This is a genomic window from Variovorax sp. 01T432, from assembly GCF_056398605.1.
The window spans coordinates 45933-69016 of the sequence record NZ_JBFTPS010000021.1; the positions used below are offsets into that span (position 1 = coordinate 45933).

Genomic DNA, 23084 nt, shown 5'->3' on the forward strand with positions numbered 1-23084 from the left:
GTTCGGGGGTTGTGGGGTATCGGAGGCGTAACTTTTTCAGAGGCCGCCCTAAAGCTTTGGAAAGTACCGCCGATAACTAATCCAACGATGGCTTGATCCCCAGGTCCAGCGTTACGGCCTGAGGCCGGAAGTCCACAACCTTTCTCAACAGGAGTCGAAATGACATCGGTCATCAATACAAACAGCCTCTCTCTGCTCACGCAGAACAACCTGAACAAGTCGCAAGCATCCCTGAACACCGCGATTCAACGGTTGTCTTCCGGCCTGCGCATCAACAGCGCCAAGGACGACGCCGCCGGTCAGGCGATTGCCAACCGCTTCACGGCCAACATCAACGGCCTGACGCAAGCCCAGCGCAACGCCAACGACGGCATCTCCCTCGCGCAAACGACGGAAGGCGCGTTGACCGAAGTGACGAACAACCTGCAGCGCGTGCGTGAACTGACGGTGCAAGCGGCCAACGGCTCCAACTCCAAGGACGACCTGACCTCGATCCAGGACGAAATCACGCAGCGCCTGGCTGAAATCGACCGCATCTCCGGACAGACCGACTTCAACGGCGTGAAGGTGCTCGCCTCCGGCGCCAAGCCCCTGACGGTGCAAGTCGGTGCGAACGACGGCGAAACCATCTCGATCAACCTCTCGGAAATCAGCTCCAAGACGCTCAGCCTGGCCGGCTTCAACGTCGACGGCACTGGCACGGCAAACACCGCCGCCAGCACCAACGACCTGTTGGCAGGCGGCTACGTTGCTGGCGCGACCACCAACGGCACCACGGCATACGCAAAGGCCTACGGCGCGGCGGACAATGCATCGCTCGCCGGCGTGCTGGGCAAGGTTGCCACGGGCGGCACGGTGGTCGATGCGGGCACCGCGACCGTCGCTGCATACACCAGCACCGGCACCGACTACACCTTCGCCGACACCGCGCGCACTGCCGCCAAGGTTTCGACCGACCTGGTGCCGGCCGCCGGCGGTTCGACCGCGGTGACGATCAAGATCGGCAACAACCAGGCTGTCTCCGCAAAGATCGACAGCAACGGCATGCTGACCTCGGCGACCACGGGCAACAAGCTCTTCCTCGACACGACGGGCAACCTGACCGAGAACGACAACGCCGGCACGCTGACGCAGGCGGACGTGAAGGGCGCCGGCGGCGCTGGCGACTTGCTGGCAAGCCTGGGTGCGGCCGGCGGCGCTGGCGGCACGATCAGCGTCGGTTCGGGCGCATCGGCTCCGACCTACACGTACGTCGCCGGCACGGCAACGGCCAGCGCAACGAACCTGCACATCTCGGCTGCCGCACTGGCAACGCAAGTCGCCACCAGCAATGCTGGCGGCAATGCGATCACCGTGGACGTGGACGGCGCGGGCGGTGCTGCTCAATACGACGTCGCAGCCACCACCGGCGTCGTGACGCAAGGCGCTACGCAAGTGAACGTCGACATGAACGGCGCTCTCACCACCAGCACGCAAGAAAACCTCTTCGTGCATGCGAACGGCACCGTGACGGACGGCTCGGCCAATCAGGTCTACAACGATTCGGCCAACCCCGGCAAGTTCACGATGAAGGATCACAGCAATGCAACGGCTACCGCCGACCCGCTGAAGACCCTGGACGCGGCCCTGTCGATGGTCGACAAGCTGCGCTCTTCGCTCGGCGCCGTGCAGAACCGTTTCGACTCGACCATCGCCAACCTCGGCACCACCATCACCAACCTGTCCTCCTCGCGTTCGCGCATTCAGGACGCTGACTACGCAACGGAAGTGTCGAACATGACCCGCGCGCAGATCCTGCAACAGGCTGGCAACTCGGTGCTGGCCCAGGCCAACCAAACCACGCAAGGCGTGCTCTCGCTCCTGCGTTAATCGGTAGATGCATCAAGCCCCTCGTGAAAGGGAGGGGCAAGAAGGTGCGCGGGCGCCGGGGCGAAAGCCACAGACGCCTGCGCTTTTCCCTGCGGCTTTGCTATCGATGGCAAGGCCGCAGAGGAAAGCGGCCCCCCCAGGAAAACGGAAATCATGTCAATCCAACTGCCCCTCGCTTCCGCAGCCGATAGTCCATGGATGCAACTGCTCGCCGGCACGCCGGCCGGCAGTGCCGCTGCCGCCGCAGCCGCCGGGGAAGCCGGTGCTCCGGACACGACGCCGGCGCAGCTCGAGAAGGCAGTGCACGAAGCGAATGCTTCCATGGCGCTGCGCTCCGTCGACGTGCGCTTCGAGATCGACAAGGACATCGACAAGGTCATCGTCAAGGTGGTCGACAAGAGCAGCGGGGAGGTCATTCGCCAGATTCCGTCCGAGGAGGTCGTCCGGATCGCCAAGGTGCTGGAGGGCAAGCTGCCCGGGCTCCTGGTCAGCCACGGGGCTTGAGCCCGCGTCCTTCGTTGAATTGATTTTGAATTGAATAGAAAGCATCACCATGACCGGGATTAGCAGCTTGGGCGTCGGCTCCAACCTTGATCTGTCGACCTTGCTTACCCAACTCCAGACCGCCGAGAGCCAGCCGCTTGCGGATCTGCAGAACCGCCAGCAGAGCTTCTCGACCAAGTTGTCGGCCTATGGCCAGATCCAGAGCTCGCTCAGCAACCTTCAGACGGCAGCGAACAAGTTGTCCGACCCCGCGCTGTTCAAGACGGTGAGCGCCTCGACGAGTGCGTCGAGCGTGCTGTCCGCCACAGCCAGCACGACCTCGACCGCGGGCACCTTCGCGATCAACGTCAGCCAGCTTGCCCAGTCGCAGTCGCTCGTGACGAAAGGCCAGGTCGATACGACCTCGTCGATCGGCAGCGGCGTCGTCACCATCGACTTCGGCACGGTCTCCGGCGGCACGCTGGACCCCGCCACCGGTCAATACACCGGCGCCAGCTTTGCGGCGGACACCACCCGCACCGCCGTTCCCATCACCATCAACTCCGGCAACAACTCGCTGGGGGGTATCCGCGACGCCATCAATGCGGCCAACGCGGGCGTATCCGCGACCATCGTCAACGACGGCAGCGGAACGCCCAGCCGCCTCGTGCTGACGTCCACGCAGACCGGTGAGGTGTCGAGCATGCGCATCGCCGTGACCGGCGATGCCGCGCTGCAGAACCTCCTGGGCAACGATCCGGCCGGCACGCAGAACCTGCAGCAGACCGTGGTGGCGCAGGACGCCAAGCTCACCGTCAACGGCATTGCGGTCAAGAGCACCAGCAACACCGTCAAGGAGGCGATCCAGGGGACGACGCTGACACTCGCCGGCACCGGTGCGACCACCGTGACGACGACCATCGACAGTTCGGCCGCGAGTTCGGCAATCAGTGCTTTCGTGAAGGCGTACAACAGCCTTCAGTCCACCGCCAAAGGCCTGACCGCCTACGACGCGGCCTCCAAGGTCGGCGGACCGCTGCTTGGCGATGCGACGCTGCGCAACCTGCAGAACGGCATCCGGCAGACGCTCACCACCCCGCAGACGGCTGCCGCTCCCGGTGGCTTCACGATGCTGTCGGACATCGGCGTTTCCTTCCAGACCGATGGCACCCTGGCCATCGACTCGACCAAGCTGCAAGCTGCGCTTGGCAACAATCTGGGCGGTGTTGCCAACCTGTTCGCCAGCGCGGCCGGCAGCACCACGGGCTACGGCAAGCAGTTGAGTGCGCTGGTCACCAACGCCACCGGCGACGGCGGCGCCTTGAAGGCGGCGCAGGACGGCGTCAACACCACCCTCAAGGATCTCAGCGACCAGTACACCGCGATGCAGGCCCACGTGGATTCCACCGTCGCGCGCTACAAGGCCCAGTTCACGCAACTGGACTTGCTGATCAACAACATGAACTCGACGATGACCTATCTCACGCAGCAGTTCAGTGCCATGAACGGCACCAGCAAATAGGCATCGGCCCGGAGCATCTGATGTACACACCGCACACCCTTCGGACAGGCGCCAGTGCCTATGCGCGCGTCGGCGTCGAAAGCGGCGCCATGAGCGCGTCGCCGCACCAGCTCATCACCATGTTGTTCGACGGCGCGAAGATGGCCATCGGCATGGCCCGGCATCACATGGTCGCGGGCGACATCGTGGCCAAGGGGAATGCGATATCCAGGGCCATCGACATTGTCGACAACGGTCTGAAGGCGAGTCTCGATGCCGAAGCGGCCGGCCCGGCCGGCGCCGAATTGGTGGGCAACCTGGCGGGGCTGTACGACTACATGATGCGGCGGCTTCTCTACGCCAACCTGCACAACGACCCGCTGGCGCTGGACGAAGTCGACAGGCTGCTGGAGAACGTGGCTTCGGCGTGGCGCGAGATCGATGACCGTGGTCGCAAGTGATGAGCGACAAGAAAGAAGAGCAGGACGACATGGCCGCCAGGAGTGAAGTGGTTCATTGCTATGGGCAGCTTGCCTCCAGCGTTTCGCGGATGGTGGAGCTGGCCCGGGCCAAGGAGTGGGGGCAACTGCCCGCGCTGGAAGCCCAGTGTTCGGCTGTCGTCCAGAGATTGAAGACGATCGAGCCGCTGGCGTTGTTGGATCCGGCGCAACTCACCGAGGCGCTGCGCCTGATCGAGCGCATCCGCATCGACCAGGCTGAAGTGTCCGGGCTGATCAAGCCGCAGCTCGAGGAATTGCTGGGCAAGATGGGCTCGCTGCACCAGCACGTCAGCCTGCGCAAGGCCTACGGGCGACCGCACTGAGAAAGACGCGCAAGCGATGAGCGGACTCACCGGACTGATCGATGCACTGCTGGCCGCCAGGCTGGCGCCGCGGCTCGACGTACTTGGTATCAAGGGCGAAGCCGCGATCGGCGCGCCCGGGCCGGTGATCGGCATCGAGGGCGTCAGCAACGACGTCCGGCTGCCCTCCAATGCCGCGCTCGACCGCGAGATTCCGGTGGCGACTCCGGCCGCGCCGCAGCTCTCGGGTGGCGCGCTTGCGTCGTCCGGCATCCAGCTGTCCATCGCTGCGCGCGTCATCGGCGCGGTGCTGGCCGATCTCGGTGCCGATCCCGGTCCCGTGCAGGGTGCCGCGCCCGTGTGGCCCACGCGCGAGGCTGCATCGAGCGCGGCGCTTGCCAACACGCTGGCGCAAACCGTGTCCGACAGCGGGCTGTTCTACGAGTCGCATCTTCTCGCCTTCGCCACCGGTTCGCGCACCCTGGCGCAACTGAGCCAGGAGCCGCAGGCGCGCTGGTCGCCGCCTGCCGCGGCGCAGAGCCAGATCCCCCGTGGCGCTTCGGTGGCCGAAGTCGCGCAAGCCGTGCAGACAGGCCAGGTCCAGGTCGGGCCGACCGGCACTTTCGCGCCCGTCGCCTTGAAGGAAGTGCTTCCCGTCCTCGCGATGCAGAATGCGGCGCCGCTCCAGGCGGAGAGCGCGCTCGACGAGCCGGCGTCGCCGCCGTTGAGCCCGCCGCCTGGCGCGCACCTCGCGGGTGCCGGCGCGGATGCCGCCGACAAGGCTGCGTCAGCACCGTCGCCGCAAGTCGGGACGCCCGCCGCAGGTTCCGATCCACGCGTCGACGCGGCGCGCCTGAATGCGGTCTATCACGCGACCGATGCCGCCTCGTCCAAAAGCGCCGCGGATTCGCTGCCGGTCCATCGCGCGGACGAAGCCCGACACGTCGGCGCTGTCGCAGCATCGAGTGCGCAGCCGGCTGCTGCCGCGGCGGACGTGATCCATCCGCAAGCCGTCGCGCTGGTACACCAGCAACTCGATCTGCTGGCGACCTCCCAGTTTCGCTGGAGCGGGCAGGCCTGGCCCGGTGTGCCGATGGATTGGTCCATCGAAGAGGAGCGCGAGGACCGCGGACACGGTGGTGCGCCGGATGAAGACACTCCCAGGCGCTGGTCGACAACCGTCTCTTTGAGCCTGCCCCTCCTGGGCAACGTCGACTTGCGGCTGAACCTCACCGGCCCCGTGGTTCAGGCCCATCTCTCGGCCAGCGAAGCCAGCACCGTCGCACGCTTGCGGGCGGACGGCGGCGCGCTTTCGCACCGCCTCGAGGCCGCCGGACTGCGCCTGCAGGAACTGCAGGTCAGCGCGAGGGCTGCGACATGAGCAGTCCGCTGGAGGAGCGCAACAGCGCGGTCGCCCTTTCCTATGCCGACAAGAGCAAGGCGCCCGTGATCGTGGCCAAGGGCTACGGCGTCGTCGCCGAATCGATCATGCGGGAAGCACGCGCGAACGGCCTTTACGTCCACGCCTCGGCGGATCTCGTCAAGCTCCTGATGCAGGTGGACCTCGATCAGCAAATCCCGCCGCAGCTCTACCTCGCCGTGGCCGAAGTGATGTCGTGGATTCACCGGTTGGAAGAAGAGGCCGAAGCCATTCGAATCGATTCGAATGGCTAATTGAAATTAATTGATACTTTTTGTTTCGTGGAAATAATTCCACTTTTTCAATCCGTGTAATTGTTGTTAATGCTTTCTAGCTAGCTTGAAAAAAGTAGTACTTTCTTATCAAGATTTAACCGGCTGGAGCGCGAGTTGCAGGTGAATGAATTCTACCTACATCTCCTCTGATTACGACCGTTCGATGTCAGGTTTTTGCTGTCGGCCCTGTCAGATAAGTCTCACTTTCGGCAATAGCCAGAGAGTGAATGTTAAAGATGTTAAATTTTGTGTTTAAACTGAGCCTTCGATTGATTGGAGTGCAGAGTGGACCAGGACAATGAAAAAGTCGCAGCTAATGGCGAGATTTCCAAGGAAATCGGCGACATCAACCTCGCCTATATGCTGCTTGCGCAAAAGCTTGTCAAACAGGACCGGGCGGCGGCCATGTTCCGGCTGGGCGTGGGACGGGAATTGGCCGACCTGCTCGCGAACATGTCTCTCACGCAGATCGTGAAGCTGGCGGCATCGAACCTCCTGCTGTGCAGCTTCAGGCTCGACGATCATCCCATGTTCGCGGTGGTCGGAGATGGAAAGGATGCGGGAAAGGATTCCTCGCTGCAGCAGGCCCACATGTCGATTCTGATGGCCGCTCGCCAGATGCAGATGCGCCCGAGCGCCGCCGCGTGAGCCGGACATGAGCCAGAAAAGCGTTCTTGGCGAAGTTCGCCAGGTCCAATTGGCTATCGAACTGATTGATCTGGGGGCGCGTCTTCAATTCCTCGAGGCAGAAGTCGAATTGAGCCGGGAACGTCTGATTCGGCTGTACAAGGAACTCAAGGGCGTTTCACCGCCGAAGGGTTTATTGCCGTTTTCAACGGATTGGTACATGACATGGCTGGCGAATATCCATTCGTCGATGTTCTACAACATATATCGATTCATGCTGGACCAGGCCAACGAAGGCCAACTCCAGGCATTGATCAAGAGTTACCGCCTGTACGTCGAGCAGATCGAGGCCCACGGCGGCGAAGTCATTCTGGACTTCACGCGCGCCTACACGATGGTGCGCTTCTTCGACAGCGACATGCTGCAACTCAGCACCTGCAGCCGTTGCCGTGGCCAGTTCGTCGCCCACGCGCACGACAACAAGAGCGGCTATGTATGCGTGCTGTGCCGTCCGCCGTCGCGGGCCGGCAAGGCGCGCGGCGCCAAGCGCACCGATGAGCGCGTCGAAGAGCGCGTGCCGCAGGGCGCCCCAGCGCGCCAGGACATCGCTCTGCCGCTCGAAAGCGCGGCTCTTCCCGCGCAGCCGACATTGAATTCTGATTCGACCCCCTAAAGAAACGCCCCTTGCCTGCCGATAGAAGGACAAGGGTTTTGATTTCACGCCTGAGGGCAAAAGGGGACGGTCGTGCTTGTTCTGGTTGGTTATCTGGTGGTCATCGGCGCTGTCTTCGGCGGCTATGCACTCATGGGCGGGCATTTCGGTGTGCTCTTTCAGCCGGTTGAATTGTTGATGATCGGGGGCTCCGCGCTGGGTGCCTTCGTCGCGGGCAACAACGGCAAGACGATCAAGGCGACCATGAAGGAGCTGCCGCTGCTGCTGCGCTCCTCCAAGCACAACCGCCAGCTCTACATGGACCTGCTCGCGCTGCTCTATGAACTGCTGGCCAAGGCCCGCAAGGACGGCATGATGAAGCTCGAAAGCGACGTCGAAGACCCGTCGCAAAGCGAGATCTTCAACCGCTACCCCGGCATCATGTCCGACCACGAGCTGATGGAGTTTCTCTGCGACTACCTCCGGCTCGTCATCAGCGGCAATACCGATGCCTTCGAGATCGAGGCCCTGATGGACCACGAGATCGAAACCATCCGCCACGAAGCGGAAGTGCCCGCGCACAGCCTCTCGCGGGTCGCCGACGCGCTGCCCGCGCTGGGCATCGTGGCCGCCGTGATGGGCGTGGTCCATGCGCTCGCTTCGGCCGACCTGCCGCCTTCCGAAATGGGCGCGCTGATCGCACACGCCATGGTCGGCACCTTCCTCGGCGTGCTGCTGGCTTACGGCTTCGTGTCGCCGCTCGCCACGCTGGTTGAGCAGAAGGTGGAGGAGGCCATGAAGGTCTACCAGTGCGCGAAGGTGACGCTGCTCGCGAGCCTGAACGGATACGCACCTCAGCTGGCCGTGGAATTCGGCCGCAAGGTGCTGTTCTCGACCGAGCGGCCTTCCTTCACCGAACTGGACAACCACGTTCGGGAAGTCAAGGCACGCTGATCTCGACGCGAGCCGATCATGAGCGCAGACAAGCAGCAGATCATCGTCAAGCGGGTCGCGGCCGCGGGCGGCGGGGGCCATCACGGCGGGGGCTGGAAGATCGCCTACGCCGACTTCATGACCGCCATGATGGCGTTCTTTCTCGTCATGTGGCTGCTGTCGATTTCCACGCCCAAGCAGCGCGAGGGGATCGCCGAGCACTTCCGCATGCCGCTGAAGGTGGCGCTGGCCGGCGGCGAGAAGTCCAGCACGAGCAGCAGCGTGATTCCGGGCGGCGGCGACGACCCCACGCACACCGACGGCGAGGTCCAGTCGGCCCCGCCGGCGCCGAGCGAGGATGAACTGGACGCCACCCGCCTCGCCACGATGAAGAAGAGGCTCGACGCGATCATCGAGAACAGCCCGGCCTTCAGGCAGTTCCGCTCGCAGATCCTCATCGACATCACGAGCGAAGGCTTGCGCCTGCAGATCGTCGACAGCGAGAACCGGCCGATGTTCGACCTCGCCAGCGCGAGGGTGGTGCCGCACATGCGCGCCATCCTGCGCGAACTGGGGCCGGCGCTCAACGACCTGCCCAACAAGATCACGCTGTCGGGGCACACCGATGCGATCGTCTACACGAGCGGCGACAAGTCCTATGGCAACTGGGAGCTGTCGGCCGACCGCGCGAACGCATCGCGACGCGAGCTGGTCACGGGCGGGATGGCGGAAAACAAGGTGCTTCGCATCGTCGGCCTGGCCGACAGCATGCACCTGGACAAGGCCCACCCGCGCAATCCGATCAATCGCCGCATCAGCATCATCGTGCTCAACCGCCGCACCCAGGACAGCATCGAGCGCGAGAACGAGGGCGACGTCGCATCGATGAAGACGGGCGACCTGAAGGCGGCCACGGCGGGGAGCGCCGCCAATCCCGCCGAATCGACAAGTTACAACAGTGTGAAGCTCACGGACTTCAAAGCGCCGGCGCCGAGCCGATAACCAATTACCAGCGACAAGAAAACCGCCGGCACCGGAGCAACGAGATGGATCTGAGTCAATTTACACAAGCATTCTTTGTCGAAGCCATAGAGCTTCTCGCGGAAATGGAGCAATTGCTCCTCGAGCTCAATGTCGACTCGCCGGACAGCGAGCAGCTCAATGCCATTTTTCGTGCCGCGCATTCGATCAAGGGCGGCGCCGCGACTTTCGGCTTCACCGGCCTGACGAGCACCACCCATCTTCTTGAAACCCTTTTGGATCGGGCCCGCCACGGCCAACTGCAATTGAGCGGTCCGATGATCGATGCCTTTCTAGAAACGAAGGACGCCTTGCAAGAACAAATCACTGCTTACCAGGCTGGCAACGAACCCGAGCCTGAGATGGTCGCGCACATCTGCGCGGTACTCCAACAACTGGCGCTCGAGAACGACGAGGCGGGCCCGGCGGCAGCCGCGCCTGCACTCGCACCGGCACCGGCACCGGCACCCGCCGTCGTGGCGACGGCGGCAAGCGCGCCCGCCGTCGCCGCGCCATCGGGCGACGGTGTGCTGCGGATCCGCTTCGCGCGCCTGTCGGACAGCGAGTGCGAACTGCTTGCCGGCGAACTCGGCAACCTCGGCAAGCTGCTCTCCAGGACCCGCACCAGCGACCAGCTCACCGTGATGCTGGAGACGACCTGCGATCCCGACGACATCATCGCCGTGTGCTGCTTCGTGATCGACGAGTCGCAGATCGACATCTCGCGCGAGCCTGCGGCCGGCGCGCAACCGCAGCCCGCTCCCGCGGTCGTCGTGGCCGCGCCCGCGCCGGCCGAAGCCGTCGCGAAGCCGCAGCCGGCGGCGCCAGCCGCTGCCGCTGCCGCGGCCCCTGCGTCTGCCGCGGCCGGCGCGCCCGCCGCGAAGGAATCGAGCTCGATCCGCGTCGACGTCGAGAAGGTCGACCAGCTGATCAACCTGGTGGGCGAACTGGTCATCACCCAGTCGATGCTCACGCAGGCGGCGACGATGCTGGACCCGGTGGTCTATGAACGATTCCTCAGCGGCCTCGGCCACCTGGAGCGCAATGCCCGCGACATGCAGGAATCGGTGATGTCCATCCGCATGATGCCCATGGACTACGTGTTCAGCCGCTTCCCGCGCGTGATCCGCGACGTCAGCGCGAAGCTCGGCAAGCAGGTCCGCCTCGACACCTTCGGCAAGGAGACCGAACTCGACAAGGGCCTGATCGAGCGCATCGTGGACCCGCTCACGCACCTGGTGCGCAACAGCCTCGACCACGGCATCGAGACGGCCGACGTGCGCGTGGCCAAAGGCAAGGACGCCTGCGGCCAGCTTCTGCTGTCGGCGCAGCACCATGGCGGCAACATCGTCATCGAAGTCAGCGACGACGGCGCCGGCCTCAACCGCGAGAAGATCCTCGCCAAGGCCATGCAGCAGGGCCTGCCCGTGAACGAGAGCATGCCCGACGACGAAGTCTGGCAGTTGATCTTCGCGCCGGGCTTCTCCACCGCCGAGCAGATCACCGACATCTCCGGCCGCGGCGTCGGCATGGACGTGGTCAAGCGCAACATCCAGGAAATGGGCGGCCACGTCGAGATCAGCTCGCGCGGCGGCCAGGGAACGACCACGCGCATCGTGCTGCCTCTGACGCTCGCCATCCTCAACGGCATGTCCGTCAAGGTCGGCAACGAGGCCTACATCCTGCCGTTGAGCTACGTGATCGAGTCCTTGCAGCCGCTGTCCGAACATCTGCATTCGATCACCAGCGACGGGCATGTGATCAAGGTGCGCGGCGAATACCTGCCCCTGATCGAACTGCACCGCGTCTTCGACGTGGCCGGGGCCCAGACCGACCCCACGCAGGGCATCCTGGTCATCGTCCAGGCCGACGACACGCGCTTCGCGCTCATGGTCGACGAACTCCTCGGCCAGCACCAGGTGGTCGTGAAGAACCTCGAGACCAACTATCGCAAGGTCCCCGGCATTTCGGCCGCGACGATCCTTGGCGACGGCAGTGTCGCCTTCATCATCGACGTCGGCGCGATGCCGCGGATCCAGCGGGCCCAGGCCGCGAGCGCCGTGGCGCTGGCCGGCGCCTCGAGGATGGATGCCGTCGCCGCCTGAGCCGAGAAGACATGGAAGATCCCCGACGGAGACATAGCAATGCGGTTTGATTTCTTCCGGCGCGCCGACTCGAAAGGCGCCACAGACAAGGACAAGCCCGTCGAACCGGGCGCCCCGCCTCACGCGGCGGCGGCGCCGGAACTGCACGCCGCGCCCGGGGTGCGCGAAGACCCGGGCGGCTTCGTGACCTATGCCTTGCAGCTCGACGCGCAGAAGCGCGTCAAGGGATACAGGATGGCGTGGCACGCGGCCGCCGCGGGCGATACCGCCGCGCCAGCCGATGCGAGCGCCCGGGTTCACGCCCTCGTCAACTGCGTTGCCAAGCATCTCAACCCGCCCAAGGGTTGGCGTCTTGGCGGCCTGGTCCTGTTCTTCGACGTGACCGTCGAATCCCTGTTCCTCCCCGAGCTGCAATCCCTGCCGCCGCGCAACGTGGTCCTGTGCATGGGGCTGGATGCCTTCATGGCCGAGGACACGCGTCCGATGCTGCTGTTCCTGCGCGAGCAGGGCTTCGGCTTCATGCTGTGCGGCGCCGAATCGCTGCCGGAAGACCCGGAGATCAGCGCCATCATCACCCACGTCGATGTCGGCGTCGGCAAGCCGGAGTTCGTCGCCGGCATCCGTCGCCAGCAGCCGCCGGGCGCGCCCGCCATCCAGCCCATCGCCACGCGCATGGACAGCTGGAAGGACTTCGACGCCTGCGCCGCGCGCCGCGTCGATGTCTTCTTCGACGGCAAGCTTACCGGCGTCCCGGTCAAGACCGCCGCGGCCACCCTGCAGCCGGAATCCATGCTGATCGTCCGCCTGATGCAGATGATCCAGCGCAACGAGGACGTGCGCTCGATCGAGGCTGCCCTGAAGCATGACGCGGCCCTCACGTACCGGCTGCTGCACCATATCAATTCGCCCACCATCGGCGCGGGGGTCGAGATCCACTCGCTGCGGCACGCCGTCTCGATGCTCGGCTACGCGCCGCTGTTCCGCTGGCTCTCGCTGCTGCTGGCCACGAGCAACAAGGCCATCTCGCCCTTCATGACCAAGAAGGCGATCCTGCGCGGCCGCTTCGTCGAGCTGATGGGGCTGGGCATGCTGCCGCACAGCGATGCCGACAACCTGTTCGTCGTCGGCATGTTCTCGCTGATCGACCAGTTGCTGGGCGTCAGCATGGAAGAAGTGCTGGGCAAGGTGCAGCTGGCCGAATCGGTGCAGCAGGCGATCCTGTCGCGCGGTGGCGTCTACGGGCCCTTCCTCGCGCTGGCCGAAGCCTGCGAAGTCGACGGTGTCGCCGCGGCGCGCCTTTGCGAATCCCTGTTCATGAACGCGGCGCAGGTCAATGCCGCGCACCTGTCGGCCCTCGCATGGGCGCAGGACGTGAGTCCCGCCGAAGTGGCGTATTGAGTATTGACCATGTCTCGCAAGCTAGAAGACTTTAATCGCCCTGATCGGGGCATTGCGCCGGGAGCTTGCTATGTACATTGAAAGCCATCCAACGACACCGGCCGTGAGTACCGAGTTCACCTTCACCGACAGCGACTTCTCGAAAGTCCGCACCCTGATCCATCGACGCGCCGGCATCTCGCTGGGTGAGCAGAAGCGCCAGATGGTGTACAGCCGTCTGTCGCGCCGGCTGCGCGAACTGGGACTGCCCGAGTTCTCGACCTACCTGGCGATGCTGGAGTCCACCCAGGACGGAGACGAGTGGCAGGCCTTCATCAATTCGCTGACGACCAACCTGACCTCCTTCTTCCGCGAGGCCCACCATTTTCCGGTGCTGGCCGAGCATGTGCGCAAGTTCCCGCAGCCGATCACCATCTGGTGCGCGGCGGCCTCGACCGGCGAGGAACCGTACTCGCTGGCCATCACGCTCTTCGAGGCGCTGGGAGATCGCGCAAGCTCGGCGCGCATCATCGCCACCGACATCGACACCGCCGTGCTGGCGAAGGCGTCGGCCGGCGTGTTCACGAACGAGCAGGTGGCGCGCCTTTCGGGCGAACGGCTCAAGCGCTTCTTCAGCAAGGGCACGGGCTCGAATGCGGGCAAGGTGCGCATCCGCCCTGAGGTCGCCGCGCTGGTGAAGTTCTCCAGGCTCAACCTGCTCGACCTCTCCTGGTCGGTGAAGGAGCCGGTGGACGCGATCTTCTGCCGCAATGTGATGATCTACTTCGACAAGCCGACGCAGAAGAAGATCCTCGACCGCTTTGCGCTGCTGCTCAAGCCGAAGGGCCTGCTGTTCGCCGGTCATTCCGAGAACGCCTCGCTCGTCAACCCGATCTTCAAGCCGCTCGGTCACACGGTGTATGAAGTGTCGCGCGTGCGCGGCACGGGTGCCTCATGAAATCCGCCGCCGAGCCGGGTTCGGTCGCCACCCACCACTACTACGACCGCGACGTCGGCGCGATGGCGGTCAAGCTGCTGCCCTCGGAGTATTACGTCACCACCACCGACATCGTGCTGAGCACGGTGCTCGGCTCATGCGTGTCGGCCTGCATCCTCGACGTCGAGAACGGCGTGGCGGGCATGAATCATTTCATGCTGCCGGAAGACGGCACCAGCGCGCGCGACCCGACCGAATCCATGCGCTACGGAGCCTATGCCATGGATGTTCTGATCCGCGAACTCATCCGCTCGGGCGCGCGCCGCGAGAAGCTGCAGGCCAAGGTCTTCGGCGGCGGCGCGGTGCTGGCCAACATGACCACGCTCAATATCGGCGACCGCAACGCCGACTTCGTCCTGCGCTATCTGCGCGCCGAACGCATCGAGGTCGCCGCGCAGGATCTGCGTGGCCAGCATGCGCGGCGCGTGTGCTTCATGCCCTCCACCGGCAAGGCCGTGGTGCGCAAGCTGCGCGGCCAGACCGACGTCCAGCTGATCCAGCGCGAGGAGGGTGAGCTGCTGCGCAGGCTCTCGGGCCGGCGTGCACCCCTCGACCAGGAAAGAGGCAACGCTCTCGCCCTCGAAACGGCGTCGGCGGCAAGAAACAAAGGAATCTGGTGAGCTCGCAAAAGAAAATCAAGGTGCTCTGCGTCGACGACTCGGCGTTGATACGCAGCGTGATGACCGAAATCATCAACAGCCAGCCCGACATGATGGTCGTCGGCACCGCCGCCGATCCGTTGGTGGCGCGCGACCTCATCAAGGTGACGAACCCGGACGTCCTGACGCTGGACGTGGAAATGCCGCGCATGGACGGTCTGGAGTTCCTCGAGAAGCTCATGCGCCTGCGGCCGATGCCCGTGGTCATGGTGTCGTCGCTGACCGAGCGGGGCTCCGAGATCGCGCTGCGCGCGCTGGAGCTCGGCGCCATCGACTTCGTCACCAAGCCGCGGCTCGGCGTGCGCGACGGCCTGCTCAACTACACCGAGCTGATCGCCGGCAAGATCCGCGCGGCCGCCTGCGCCCGGCTTCAGCCATCGCGCCACGGCGGCGCGGCTCGCTCGGCGCCGGACGCCCCGCAGGAGGCCCTGCTGCGCAGCCCGCTGCTGAGTACCGAGAAGCTGATCATCATCGGCGCCTCCACCGGCGGAACCGAGGCCATCCGCGAGGTGATCACGCCGCTGCCGCCGGACAGCCCGGCGGTCCTGATCACGCAGCATATGCCCAGCGGCTTCACCCGCTCCTTCGCGCAGCGGCTGGACGGCCTGTGCCGCATCAACGTCAAGGAGGCCGAGCATGGCGAGCGCGTGCTGCCGGGCTATGCCTACATCGCGCCGGGCGGGTTCCATCTGTCGCTCGGCCGCAGCGGCGCCAACTACGTGGCCCATCTCGACCAGGAGCCGCCGGTGAACCGGCATCGTCCTTCCATCGACGTCCTCTTCGATTCGGTGGCCAGGCATGCGGGCAAGAACGCCATCGGCGTCATCCTTACCGGCATGGGCAAGGACGGGGCCGAGGGCCTGCTTCGCATGAAGCAGGCGGGCGCCCACACGCTGGCGCAGGACGAGGCCAGCTGCGTGGTCTTCGGCATGCCGAAGGAAGCGATCGCACTGGGCGCCGCCGACGAGGTCGCGCCCCTGGGAGAGATGAGCCGTCGGGTACTCGCGCATCTGCGCACCTTCGGCGAGCGGGCAAATCGGGTTTGAAACGAACTAGTGGAGTGACGTAATCGTGATCGACAAGAGCATCAGAATTTTGGTTGTGGATGACTTCCCGACCATGCGCCGAATCGTGCGCAACCTGTTGAAGGAGCTCGAGTTCCTCAACGTGGACGAGGCCGAGGACGGCGCCGCCGGCATCGAGAAACTCAAGGGCGGCAACTTCGGCTTCGTGGTGTCGGACTGGAACATGCCCAACATGGACGGCCTCACCATGCTGCAGACCATCCGCGCCGACCCCGAGCTGTGCAAGCTGCCGGTGCTGATGGTCACCGCGGAGGCGAAGAAGGAGAACATCGTCGCCGCGGCGCAGGCCGGGGCGAACGGTTACGTGGTCAAGCCCTTCACCGCAGCGACGCTGGAGGAAAAGATCACCAAGATTTTCGAGAAGCTCAACAAAGAGGCGGCCTGAAAATGTCCAAACCAGCGTTAGAAGCCCTTGAGCAAGGGAACACCGCCGAGCAACTGCTAGGGCGCATCGGGCAGCTGACGCGCCAGTTGCGCGAAGGATTGCGCGAACTGGGTCTGGACAAGCAACTGGAGAAGGCCGCGCAGTCCATCCCCGATGCGCGTGACCGTCTGAGCTATGTCGCCACCATGACGGAGCGGGCCGCGCACCGCGCGCTCAACGCGATCGATCTCGCGCAGCCGCTGCAGGAAGGGCTGGCGTCGGACGCCAAGGCGCTCAACAAGCGTTGGGACGAGTGGTTCGACAGCCCGATCGAGCTGAACGACGCGCGCGAACTCGTGCGCGATACGCGCGGCTACCTGCAGGACGTGCCGCGCAAGGCGAGCGACATCAACGCGCAGTTGATGGAGATCCTGATGGCGCAGGACTTCCAGGATCTGACGGGTCAGGTGATCAAGAAGATGATGGAAGTGGTCAATGACGTGGAGACGCAACTGCTCCAGGTTCTCATCGACAACTCGCCCGTCGAAAGGCGCCCGGAGATCGCTCCGGTCTCCAGCCTGCAGAACGGTCCGCAGATCACCCCCGGCAATCCTGACGCGGTGACCGACCAATCGCAAGTGGACGACCTGCTGGCCAGCCTGGGCTTCTAGCCCTGTCAAGTCGGCCAGCGCGCCGCGGCGTCCTGCAGGGACGCCGCGAAACCGCGCGACGCTGACCCCATGCCTGCCTATCTGTCTTCACCCGAGGCGAGGCCGCTGCTCGCTGAGGCGGCGCCGCATTCGCAGGTGCGGAAGTTAGCCGCCATCTCGCGGGCCAGATCGTAGCGCGCGTGACGAATCCTGCGCCTGCCATCCCGAAGCCCGTGCTCACCCCGCCCACAGGGCCGGTGATGCCTCCAACGCCAACGCCGCAGGCGCCGCACGCCATGCCGAGGTAGCGCTTCCTGCGCGAAGACCGGGGGAGTGCAAATGCCCGATCAGGAGTGGTTTAGCGCCCCTGATCCAGGGATTGTTCCGGAGGACTGAATCCAATAATCAGCCACGAGCAGCGACCTTCGCCGCTGTTCTCCGGAGCATGAATGGCTGAGGAAAGCGATCTCGAAAAAACGGAACCTGCCTCCCCGCGGCGCCTGGAAAAGGCGCGCGAGGAAGGCAACGTCGTCCGGTCACGCGAACTGACCACCTTCGTCATGCTGGGCACGGCCGCCACCGGCCTGTGGCTGACGGGCGGCTCGCTCGGCAACAGCGCCAATGCGATGCTGCGCCGCGGCCTGCGCTTCGACCGGGCCTCGGCCTTCGACCCGCACCACATGCTGGCCCAGACCGCCATGATGGCGATGGACACGCTTGTCTCCCTCGCACCCTTCTTCGCAATGATGATCGTGGCAGCGGTGGCCGCGCCCCTCATTCTGGGTGGCTGGCTCTTCTCCGCGAAATCCATCGCGCCCAATTTCGGCAAGCTCAATCCCCTGACCGGCATCGCCCGCATGTTCTCGACGCAGTCCCTGGTCGAGCTGACCAAGGCGCTGGCCAAGTCCCTGCTGATCGGCGGCGTGGCCTACATGGTGATCATGGGCAACATCGAGCAGGTCGTCTCGCTGATGGCACAGCCTCCGAGCTCGGCGCTGCCGCAGACCGTCATGCTGGTGGCGCGCTGGTGCGTGCTGATCGCCGTCGCGCTACTGCTGGTGGCCCTCATCGACGTGCCTTACCAGCTCTGGGCCTACTACCGCAAGCTGCGCATGTCGCGCGAGGACCTGCGCCAGGAGCACAAGGAGAGCGAGGGCGACCCGCACATCAAGGCCAAGATCCGCCGCCAGCAGCAGCAGATGGCGCGCCGCCGCATGATGGCCGACGTTCCCAAGGCCGACATCGTGGTCACCAACCCGACCCACTTCGCGGTCGCGCTGAAATACATCGACAGCGACATGCGCGCGCCGCGCGTCGTGGCCAAGGGCAGCGACCTGATCGCCCAGCGCATCCGCGAACTCGCCGAACAGAACGGCGTGCCCATTCTCGAGGCGCCACCGCTCACCCGCGCGCTTTTCAAGCACACCCGGCTCGGCAGTGAAATTCCCGCCGGCCTCTACACGGCGGTGGCCGAAGTGCTGGCCTGGGTCTACCAGCTCAAGCGCTGGAAGAGCGAAGGCGGCGAGGCGCCGCGCACGCCGAGCGATCTCCCCATTCCCCAAGAACTCGAATATTCCGTGAAGGCCGCATGAACCCGATGGCAAGCTTGCTGCGTCTGCCGACGCAACTGTTCTCCGGCACCCAGTTCAAGGGCCTGGCGGGTCCGATCCTGATCGTGCTGATCCTGGGCATGATGGTGCTGCCGCTGCCGCCCTTCCTGCTGGACCTGCTCTTCACCTTCAACATCGCCATCTCCGTGATGGTGCTGCTGGTCAGCATGTACACGATGAAGGCGCTGGATTTCGCGGCCTTCCCGGCGGTGCTGCTGTTCTCCACGCTGCTGCGCCTGTCGCTCAACGTGGCCTCCACCCGCGTGGTGCTGATGAACGGCCACACCGGCCCGGATGCCGCGGGCAAGGTGATCGAGGCCTTCGGCCACTTCCTGGTCGGCGGCAACTTCGCCGTCGGCGTGATGGTGTTCATCATCCTGGTCCTGATCAACTTCATGGTCATCACCAAGGGCGCGGGCCGCATCGCCGAGGTCGGCGCGCGCTTCATGCTCGACGCCATGCCCGGCAAGCAGATGGCGATCGACGCCGACCTGAACGCGGGGCTCATCGGCGAGGACATCGCGCGCAAGCGCCGCACCGAAGTCGCGCAGGAAGCCGACTTCTACGGCTCCATGGACGGTGCCAGCAAGTTCGTGCGCGGCGATGCGGTCGCGGGCCTGCTGATCATGGTCATCAACATCATCGGCGGCCTGGTGGTCGGCATGGCCCAGCACGGGCTGGACTTCTCCACCGCCGCGACGACCTACACGCTGCTGGCCATCGGCGACGGCCTGGTGGCGCAGATCCCGGCGCTGGTCATCTCGACCGCCGCGGGCGTGATCGTCTCGCGCGTGACCACCGACGAGGACGTCGGCAGCCAGTTGACGGGCCAGCTCTTCTCCAACCCGCAGGTGCTCTTCCTGACGGCCGGCATCATCGGCCTGATGGGCATGATCCCCGGCATGCCCAATCTGGCGTTCCTGCTGATCGCCGGGGCCCTGGTCTGGTTCGGGCGCCGCCTGGTCATGGGCAAGCCGAGGGTCGCCGCCGAGCAGGCCGCCGCCGCCGCGGCCGCGGCGCAGGCGGGTGCGACGCCGCAGAGCGACGCTGCCGAGGCCACCTGGGACGACATCGCGCTGGTCGATCCGCTGGGCATGGAAGTCGGCTACCGGTTGATTCCGCTGGTGGACCAGGCGCAGCAGGGCGAACTGCTCGGCCGCATCAAGAGCATCCGCAAGAAGATCGCGCAGGACATCGGGTTCCTGGTGCCGGTGGTGCATATCCGGGACAACCTGGAGATCAAGCCCAACACCTACATCATCAGCCTGAAAGGCGTGGAGATCGGCCGCGGAGAGGCCTTCCCGAACCAGTGGATGGCGATCAATCCCGGCCAGGTCACGGGCACGCTGCCCGGCACCGAGACGCGCGATCCGGCCTTCGGCCTGCCCGCGATCTGGATCGACAGCAGCCTGCGGCAACAGGCGCAGATCTACGGCTACACGGTGGTCGATGCCTGCACCGTGATGGCGACGCACCTGAACCACCTGATCCAGACCCACTCCGCCGAACTGCTCGGCCGCCAGGAGGTGCAGCACCTCCTCGACCAGATCGCCAAGACCGCGCCGAAGCTGACGGAGGACCTGGTACCGAAGATCATCACCCTCAGCACGCTTCACAAGGTGCTGCAGAACCTGCTGGAGGAAGAGGTGCCGATCCGCGACATGCGCACCATCCTCGACGTGATGGCCGAGAACGCGCCGACCGTCAAGGACCCGACGGAACTGACCACCCTGACGCGCCTGGCCCTCGGCCGCGCCATCGTCCAGCAGCTGTTCCCGGGCGACACCGAACTGCAGGTCATCGGCCTGGACGGCTCGCTCGACGGCGTGCTGCAGCAGGCCCTCAACAACAGCAGCGGCATCGAGCCGGGCATCGCCGACAACCTGCTGCGCCAGGCGCAGGCCGCCATCGCCCGCCAGGAGCAGCTGGGCCTGGCGCCCGTGCTGGTCGTCCAGCATGCGCTGCGTGTGCTGCTTTCGCGCTTCCTGCGCCGCAGCCTGCCGCAACTCAAGGTGCTCTCCCATGCGGAGATCCCTGACTCCCGTCACATCAAGATCACCGCCACCATCGGAGGAAGAGTTTGAACACCCCCACCAGCATGCGCAGCGCCGCGCGCAGATTCGTCGCGGCCACCAGCCGCGAAGCACTTCGCCTCGTTCGCGAGGCATTGGGCGCGGAGGCCATCGTGCTGACCAACCGCGCCTGCCCCGAAGGCGTGGAGATCGTCGCCATGGCCGAAGGCGATGTGCACGAGGCGCTGGAGCACGCGGCGCCCGCAGCGCCCGTGGCTTCCGTGGCACGGCCTGCCCCCGCGCCCACGGCGCCCACCGCGCCCATCTCCGCGTTCGCACCCGTGATCGCACCCGTGATTGCACCGGCGATGGCACCCGTGGTGGTTGCCGCGCCCGTCGTCGCGCCGGTCGTGATGCGGGAGCCGCAAGCCACGCCGGCGCCGAGCAGCCCGGCCGTGCCCGCCGCGCCGGCGGCGCCGGCCGCGCCTGCCGACACCGTGCTCAACGAACTCCACTCCATGCGCGGCATGCTCGAAGAGCAGCTCGCCAGCGTGGTGTGGAACGACAAGCAGCGCCAGGACCCGGTGCGCGGGCGCCTGCTGCGCACGCTGCTGGGGGCCGGCTTCAGCGCTCGCCTGTCCAAGGCGATGCTGGAGAAGCTGCCCACCGGCCAGAGCTACGCGCAGGGCATGGCCTTTGCCCGCGCCGAACTGATTCGCGCGGTGCCCGTGCATGAGGACGAGGACGCGCTGCTCACGCAAGGCGGCGTCTATGCGCTGATGGGCCCGACCGGCGTCGGCAAGACCACCACCACCGCCAAGCTGGCCGCGCGCTGCGTGATGCGCTTCGGCGCCGACAAGCTGGCGCTGGTCACCACCGACAGCTACCGCATCGGTGCCTACGAACAGCTGCGCATCTACGGCCAGATCCTCAACGTGCCGGTCTACGCCGTGAAGGATGCGGCCGACCTGCACCTGGTGCTGCAGGACCTGCGCGACAAGCACATGGTGCTCATCGATACCGTGGGCATGAGCCAGCGCGACCGCGCCGTCTCCGACCAGATCGCGATGCTGTGCAGCAGCCATCGCCCCGTCAAGCGGCTGCTGCTGCTCAATGCAAGCAGCCACGGCGACACGCTCAATGAAGTCGTGCATGCCTACCGCAACGGCAACGGCGGCAGCGAACTCGCGGGCTGCATCTTCACCAAGGTCGACGAAGCCACGCATCCCGGCGCGCTCATCGACACCGTGATCCGCCATCGCCTGCCGGTGCACTACGTGTCCAGCGGCCAGAAGGTGCCCGAGAACCTGATGCCGGCCGACCGCGCGCAACTGGTCGACAGCGTCTTCCAGCCGCGCCGCCACAACCCCCTGTTCGTGCCCTCCGAGGTCGAGATGCAGGACGAGCCCGCGGGCGGCGCTCCCTCCGCGCAGGTCGTTCAGGCGCAAGCCGAGGCGGACCGCCTGCGCGTGCAATACAGCAACCTGATCCGCGCGATGGCGCACGACGCGCAGGAGCTGGCCACCGCCGCCGGCGCGCTCGCCGGCGCGGGGATCGGCTTCGATCGCTCGCGCCAGCTGTGGCGCGGCGCCGCCGACGACGAGATCGGCCAGAAGGCCGTGCTGCAGGACCTGATGGTCCACGCCCAGGGCGAAATCGCCGCCGCCTGCGATACCCACGTGCTCGCCCTGAGCGGGCAGGTCGGCATTCGCTCGGCCGAGGGCGGGGACGCCTACGAATGCCAGAGCAGCCTGCTGCTGTCCGACCGCAGCGGCCTGCCGCTGGCCGCGCCCAACCAGTGGCTTTCCACCGCCGCTACCCACGGCATGCCCACGGCCCGGCGCAAGCCCGGCATGCGGCAGGTCCAGTGGCTGCGGCAGCAGGATTTCGACAAGCCGCTGGTGCATGTGATGACGAAGCTGCCGGGCGCCGACTTCATGGCGCAGTGGCAGGCCCAGGGCCAGAAGTGGCTGGCGCGTGCGGCGGGTTCCACCGCCGTGTTCGACGTCCGCTCCGGCGCCGCCACCACGCTGGCGCGCCTGGAACTCGACTTCACGGAAGCTCGGCCGATGAATTTCCGCGGCAAGCTGGCGATGCAGTGCGACGCGCATGCGCATGTGACGCTGCGCGCCGGGGCGGCCGCCGGAGCCGAGCCGGGCGAAGTCCCCCCGCTGCGTTGCGTCGTGACGCGCGTGCTCGATGCGCGCAGCCAGAAGATCGTGGCGCAGAGCTATTCGCTCTCCAATGTCGGCATGGAAGTCACGGCGCGCCAACTGGCGCAGTGGCTGGCCTGGGCCGGCGAGGCGGACCCCTGCTTCCGCCTGATGCGCCAGGGCCTGCAGCTCGTCGGCGGCCTGGGCGAGCTGGGCGACCCGAACATGATGAAGCGCCTGCTGATCGCCGGCCAGGTGACCACCACCGTCTGGCGGCTGCTGCACGCGAAGGGCGAGTGGGCCGACCGCACGCGCGCGCTGCTCAACCAGCTCACCGGGCGCCCTGTGCGTTCCAGCCGGCCGCTGACCGGCAATGCGCTGTTCGTTGGCGTGAGCAAGCTCTTCCTGCTTCTCGAAGCGCTGGGCACCGAGTCCACCGCGCCCACCCGGGCGCCCGCGCTGCTGGAACCGCAGGGTTGAGGACTTGAGG

At 65.7% G+C, this 23084-nt stretch carries 21 protein-coding genes; all 21 read left to right on the forward strand.

The window, feature by feature from the left end; genetic code table 11:
* Positions 1–159: 159 nt before the first annotated feature.
* Entirely contained in the window at positions 160–1869 is a 1710-nt protein-coding gene (locus tag AC1DNF_RS17285) for a flagellin N-terminal helical domain-containing protein (RefSeq protein WP_478149838.1), read from the forward strand.
* Positions 1870–2022: 153 nt separating this feature from the next.
* Positions 2023–2373 (forward strand): flagellar protein FlaG, encoded by a 351-nt coding sequence (locus AC1DNF_RS17290; protein ID WP_478149839.1) that lies wholly within the window; start codon positions 2023–2025, stop codon positions 2371–2373.
* A gap of 49 nt (positions 2374–2422) precedes the next feature.
* Complete coding sequence (fliD, locus tag AC1DNF_RS17295; RefSeq protein WP_478149840.1) at positions 2423–3874, forward strand: flagellar filament capping protein FliD; 1452 nt, start codon at positions 2423–2425, stop codon at positions 3872–3874.
* A 20-nt stretch (positions 3875–3894) separates the two neighbouring features.
* Positions 3895–4314 carry a flagellar export chaperone FliS gene (fliS, locus tag AC1DNF_RS17300; protein WP_478149841.1) on the forward strand — a complete coding sequence of 140 codons (420 nt, stop codon included), beginning with the start codon at positions 3895–3897 and terminating at the stop codon, positions 4312–4314.
* Positions 4314–4676, forward strand: a complete 363-nt coding sequence (locus tag AC1DNF_RS17305) for a flagellar protein FliT (protein WP_478149895.1) — start codon at positions 4314–4316, stop codon at positions 4674–4676. Before fliS ends, AC1DNF_RS17305 begins: the two co-directional genes overlap by 1 nt.
* A 16-nt stretch (positions 4677–4692) precedes the next feature.
* Entirely contained in the window at positions 4693–6036 is a 1344-nt protein-coding gene (gene fliK, locus AC1DNF_RS17310; protein WP_478149842.1) for a flagellar hook-length control protein FliK, read from the forward strand.
* Positions 6033–6329, forward strand: a complete 297-nt coding sequence (locus tag AC1DNF_RS17315) for an EscU/YscU/HrcU family type III secretion system export apparatus switch protein (protein WP_478149843.1) — start codon at positions 6033–6035, stop codon at positions 6327–6329. Before fliK ends, AC1DNF_RS17315 begins: the two co-directional genes overlap by 4 nt.
* A 306-nt stretch (positions 6330–6635) precedes the next feature.
* Positions 6636–6998, forward strand: a complete 363-nt coding sequence (flhD, locus tag AC1DNF_RS17320) for a flagellar transcriptional regulator FlhD (RefSeq protein ID WP_478149844.1) — start codon at positions 6636–6638, stop codon at positions 6996–6998.
* Positions 6999–7005: 7 nt separating this feature from the next.
* Positions 7006–7650, forward strand: coding sequence for a flagellar transcriptional regulator FlhC (gene flhC / locus AC1DNF_RS17325; protein WP_478149845.1), 645 nt, complete (start codon positions 7006–7008; stop codon positions 7648–7650).
* A 72-nt stretch (positions 7651–7722) separates the two neighbouring features.
* The gene (motA, locus tag AC1DNF_RS17330) at positions 7723–8583 is read left to right on the forward strand and encodes a flagellar motor stator protein MotA (RefSeq protein WP_478149846.1); all 861 of its coding nucleotides are present in this window, start codon (positions 7723–7725) and stop codon (positions 8581–8583) included.
* Between the two features lie 18 nt (positions 8584–8601).
* Complete coding sequence (gene motB / locus AC1DNF_RS17335) at positions 8602–9564, forward strand: flagellar motor protein MotB (protein ID WP_478149847.1); 963 nt, start codon at positions 8602–8604, stop codon at positions 9562–9564.
* Positions 9565–9608: 44 nt separating this feature from the next.
* Positions 9609–11687, forward strand: coding sequence for a chemotaxis protein CheA (cheA, locus tag AC1DNF_RS17340; protein WP_478149848.1), 2079 nt, complete (start codon positions 9609–9611; stop codon positions 11685–11687).
* 39 nt (positions 11688–11726) lie between these two features.
* Positions 11727–13085, forward strand: a complete 1359-nt coding sequence (locus tag AC1DNF_RS17345; protein ID WP_478149849.1) for an EAL and HDOD domain-containing protein — start codon at positions 11727–11729, stop codon at positions 13083–13085.
* Between the two features lie 103 nt (positions 13086–13188).
* Entirely contained in the window at positions 13189–14022 is an 834-nt protein-coding gene (locus tag AC1DNF_RS17350; RefSeq protein ID WP_478149850.1) for a CheR family methyltransferase, read from the forward strand.
* A complete protein-coding gene (gene cheD, locus AC1DNF_RS17355) occupies positions 14019–14681 on the forward strand; it encodes a chemoreceptor glutamine deamidase CheD (protein WP_478149851.1) in 663 nt (220 codons plus the stop codon). The genes AC1DNF_RS17350 and cheD overlap by 4 nt, the downstream gene beginning before the upstream one ends.
* On the forward strand, positions 14678–15766 hold the full coding sequence (locus AC1DNF_RS17360; protein WP_478149852.1) for a protein-glutamate methylesterase/protein-glutamine glutaminase: 1089 nt from the start codon (positions 14678–14680) through the stop codon (positions 15764–15766). The genes cheD and AC1DNF_RS17360 overlap by 4 nt, the downstream gene beginning before the upstream one ends.
* 28 nt (positions 15767–15794) lie before the next feature.
* Positions 15795–16190, forward strand: a complete 396-nt coding sequence (gene cheY, locus AC1DNF_RS17365; RefSeq protein WP_478149896.1) for a chemotaxis response regulator CheY — start codon at positions 15795–15797, stop codon at positions 16188–16190.
* Between the two features lie 2 nt (positions 16191–16192).
* Positions 16193–16840 (forward strand): protein phosphatase CheZ, encoded by a 648-nt coding sequence (gene cheZ / locus AC1DNF_RS17370; protein ID WP_478149853.1) that lies wholly within the window; start codon positions 16193–16195, stop codon positions 16838–16840.
* A 428-nt stretch (positions 16841–17268) separates the two neighbouring features.
* On the forward strand, positions 17269–18411 hold the full coding sequence (gene flhB / locus AC1DNF_RS17375; RefSeq protein WP_478149854.1) for a flagellar biosynthesis protein FlhB: 1143 nt from the start codon (positions 17269–17271) through the stop codon (positions 18409–18411).
* Positions 18408–20513 carry a flagellar biosynthesis protein FlhA gene (gene flhA / locus AC1DNF_RS17380; protein ID WP_478149855.1) on the forward strand — a complete coding sequence of 702 codons (2106 nt, stop codon included), beginning with the start codon at positions 18408–18410 and terminating at the stop codon, positions 20511–20513. Before flhB ends, flhA begins: the two co-directional genes overlap by 4 nt.
* Complete coding sequence (flhF, locus tag AC1DNF_RS17385) at positions 20510–23074, forward strand: flagellar biosynthesis protein FlhF (RefSeq protein ID WP_478149856.1); 2565 nt, start codon at positions 20510–20512, stop codon at positions 23072–23074. Before flhA ends, flhF begins: the two co-directional genes overlap by 4 nt.
* The last annotated feature ends 10 nt before the right edge of the window (positions 23075–23084 follow it).

Bases quoted from the DNA above. Each gene is read 5' to 3' on its own strand.
- AC1DNF_RS17290 (WP_478149839.1), top strand. From the start codon at position 2,023: ATGTCAATCCAACTGCCCCTCGCTTCCGCAGCCGATAGTCCATGGATG.
- fliS (WP_478149841.1), top strand. From the start codon at position 3,895: ATGTACACACCGCACACCCTTCGGACAGGCGCCAGTGCCTATGCGCGC.
- fliD (WP_478149840.1), top strand. From the start codon at position 2,423: ATGACCGGGATTAGCAGCTTGGGCGTCGGCTCCAACCTTGATCTGTCG.
- cheA (WP_478149848.1), top strand. From the start codon at position 9,609: ATGGATCTGAGTCAATTTACACAAGCATTCTTTGTCGAAGCCATAGAG.
- cheZ (WP_478149853.1), top strand. From the start codon at position 16,193: ATGTCCAAACCAGCGTTAGAAGCCCTTGAGCAAGGGAACACCGCCGAG.
- flhB (WP_478149854.1), top strand. From the start codon at position 17,269: ATGGCTGAGGAAAGCGATCTCGAAAAAACGGAACCTGCCTCCCCGCGG.
- fliK (WP_478149842.1), top strand. From the start codon at position 4,693: ATGAGCGGACTCACCGGACTGATCGATGCACTGCTGGCCGCCAGGCTG.
- motB (WP_478149847.1), top strand. From the start codon at position 8,602: ATGAGCGCAGACAAGCAGCAGATCATCGTCAAGCGGGTCGCGGCCGCG.
- AC1DNF_RS17285 (WP_478149838.1), top strand. From the start codon at position 160: ATGACATCGGTCATCAATACAAACAGCCTCTCTCTGCTCACGCAGAAC.
- AC1DNF_RS17315 (WP_478149843.1), top strand. From the start codon at position 6,033: ATGAGCAGTCCGCTGGAGGAGCGCAACAGCGCGGTCGCCCTTTCCTAT.
- AC1DNF_RS17305 (WP_478149895.1), top strand. From the start codon at position 4,314: ATGAGCGACAAGAAAGAAGAGCAGGACGACATGGCCGCCAGGAGTGAA.
- flhC (WP_478149845.1), top strand. From the start codon at position 7,006: ATGAGCCAGAAAAGCGTTCTTGGCGAAGTTCGCCAGGTCCAATTGGCT.
- flhA (WP_478149855.1), top strand. From the start codon at position 18,408: ATGAACCCGATGGCAAGCTTGCTGCGTCTGCCGACGCAACTGTTCTCC.
- AC1DNF_RS17345 (WP_478149849.1), top strand. From the start codon at position 11,727: ATGCGGTTTGATTTCTTCCGGCGCGCCGACTCGAAAGGCGCCACAGAC.
- cheD (WP_478149851.1), top strand. From the start codon at position 14,019: ATGAAATCCGCCGCCGAGCCGGGTTCGGTCGCCACCCACCACTACTAC.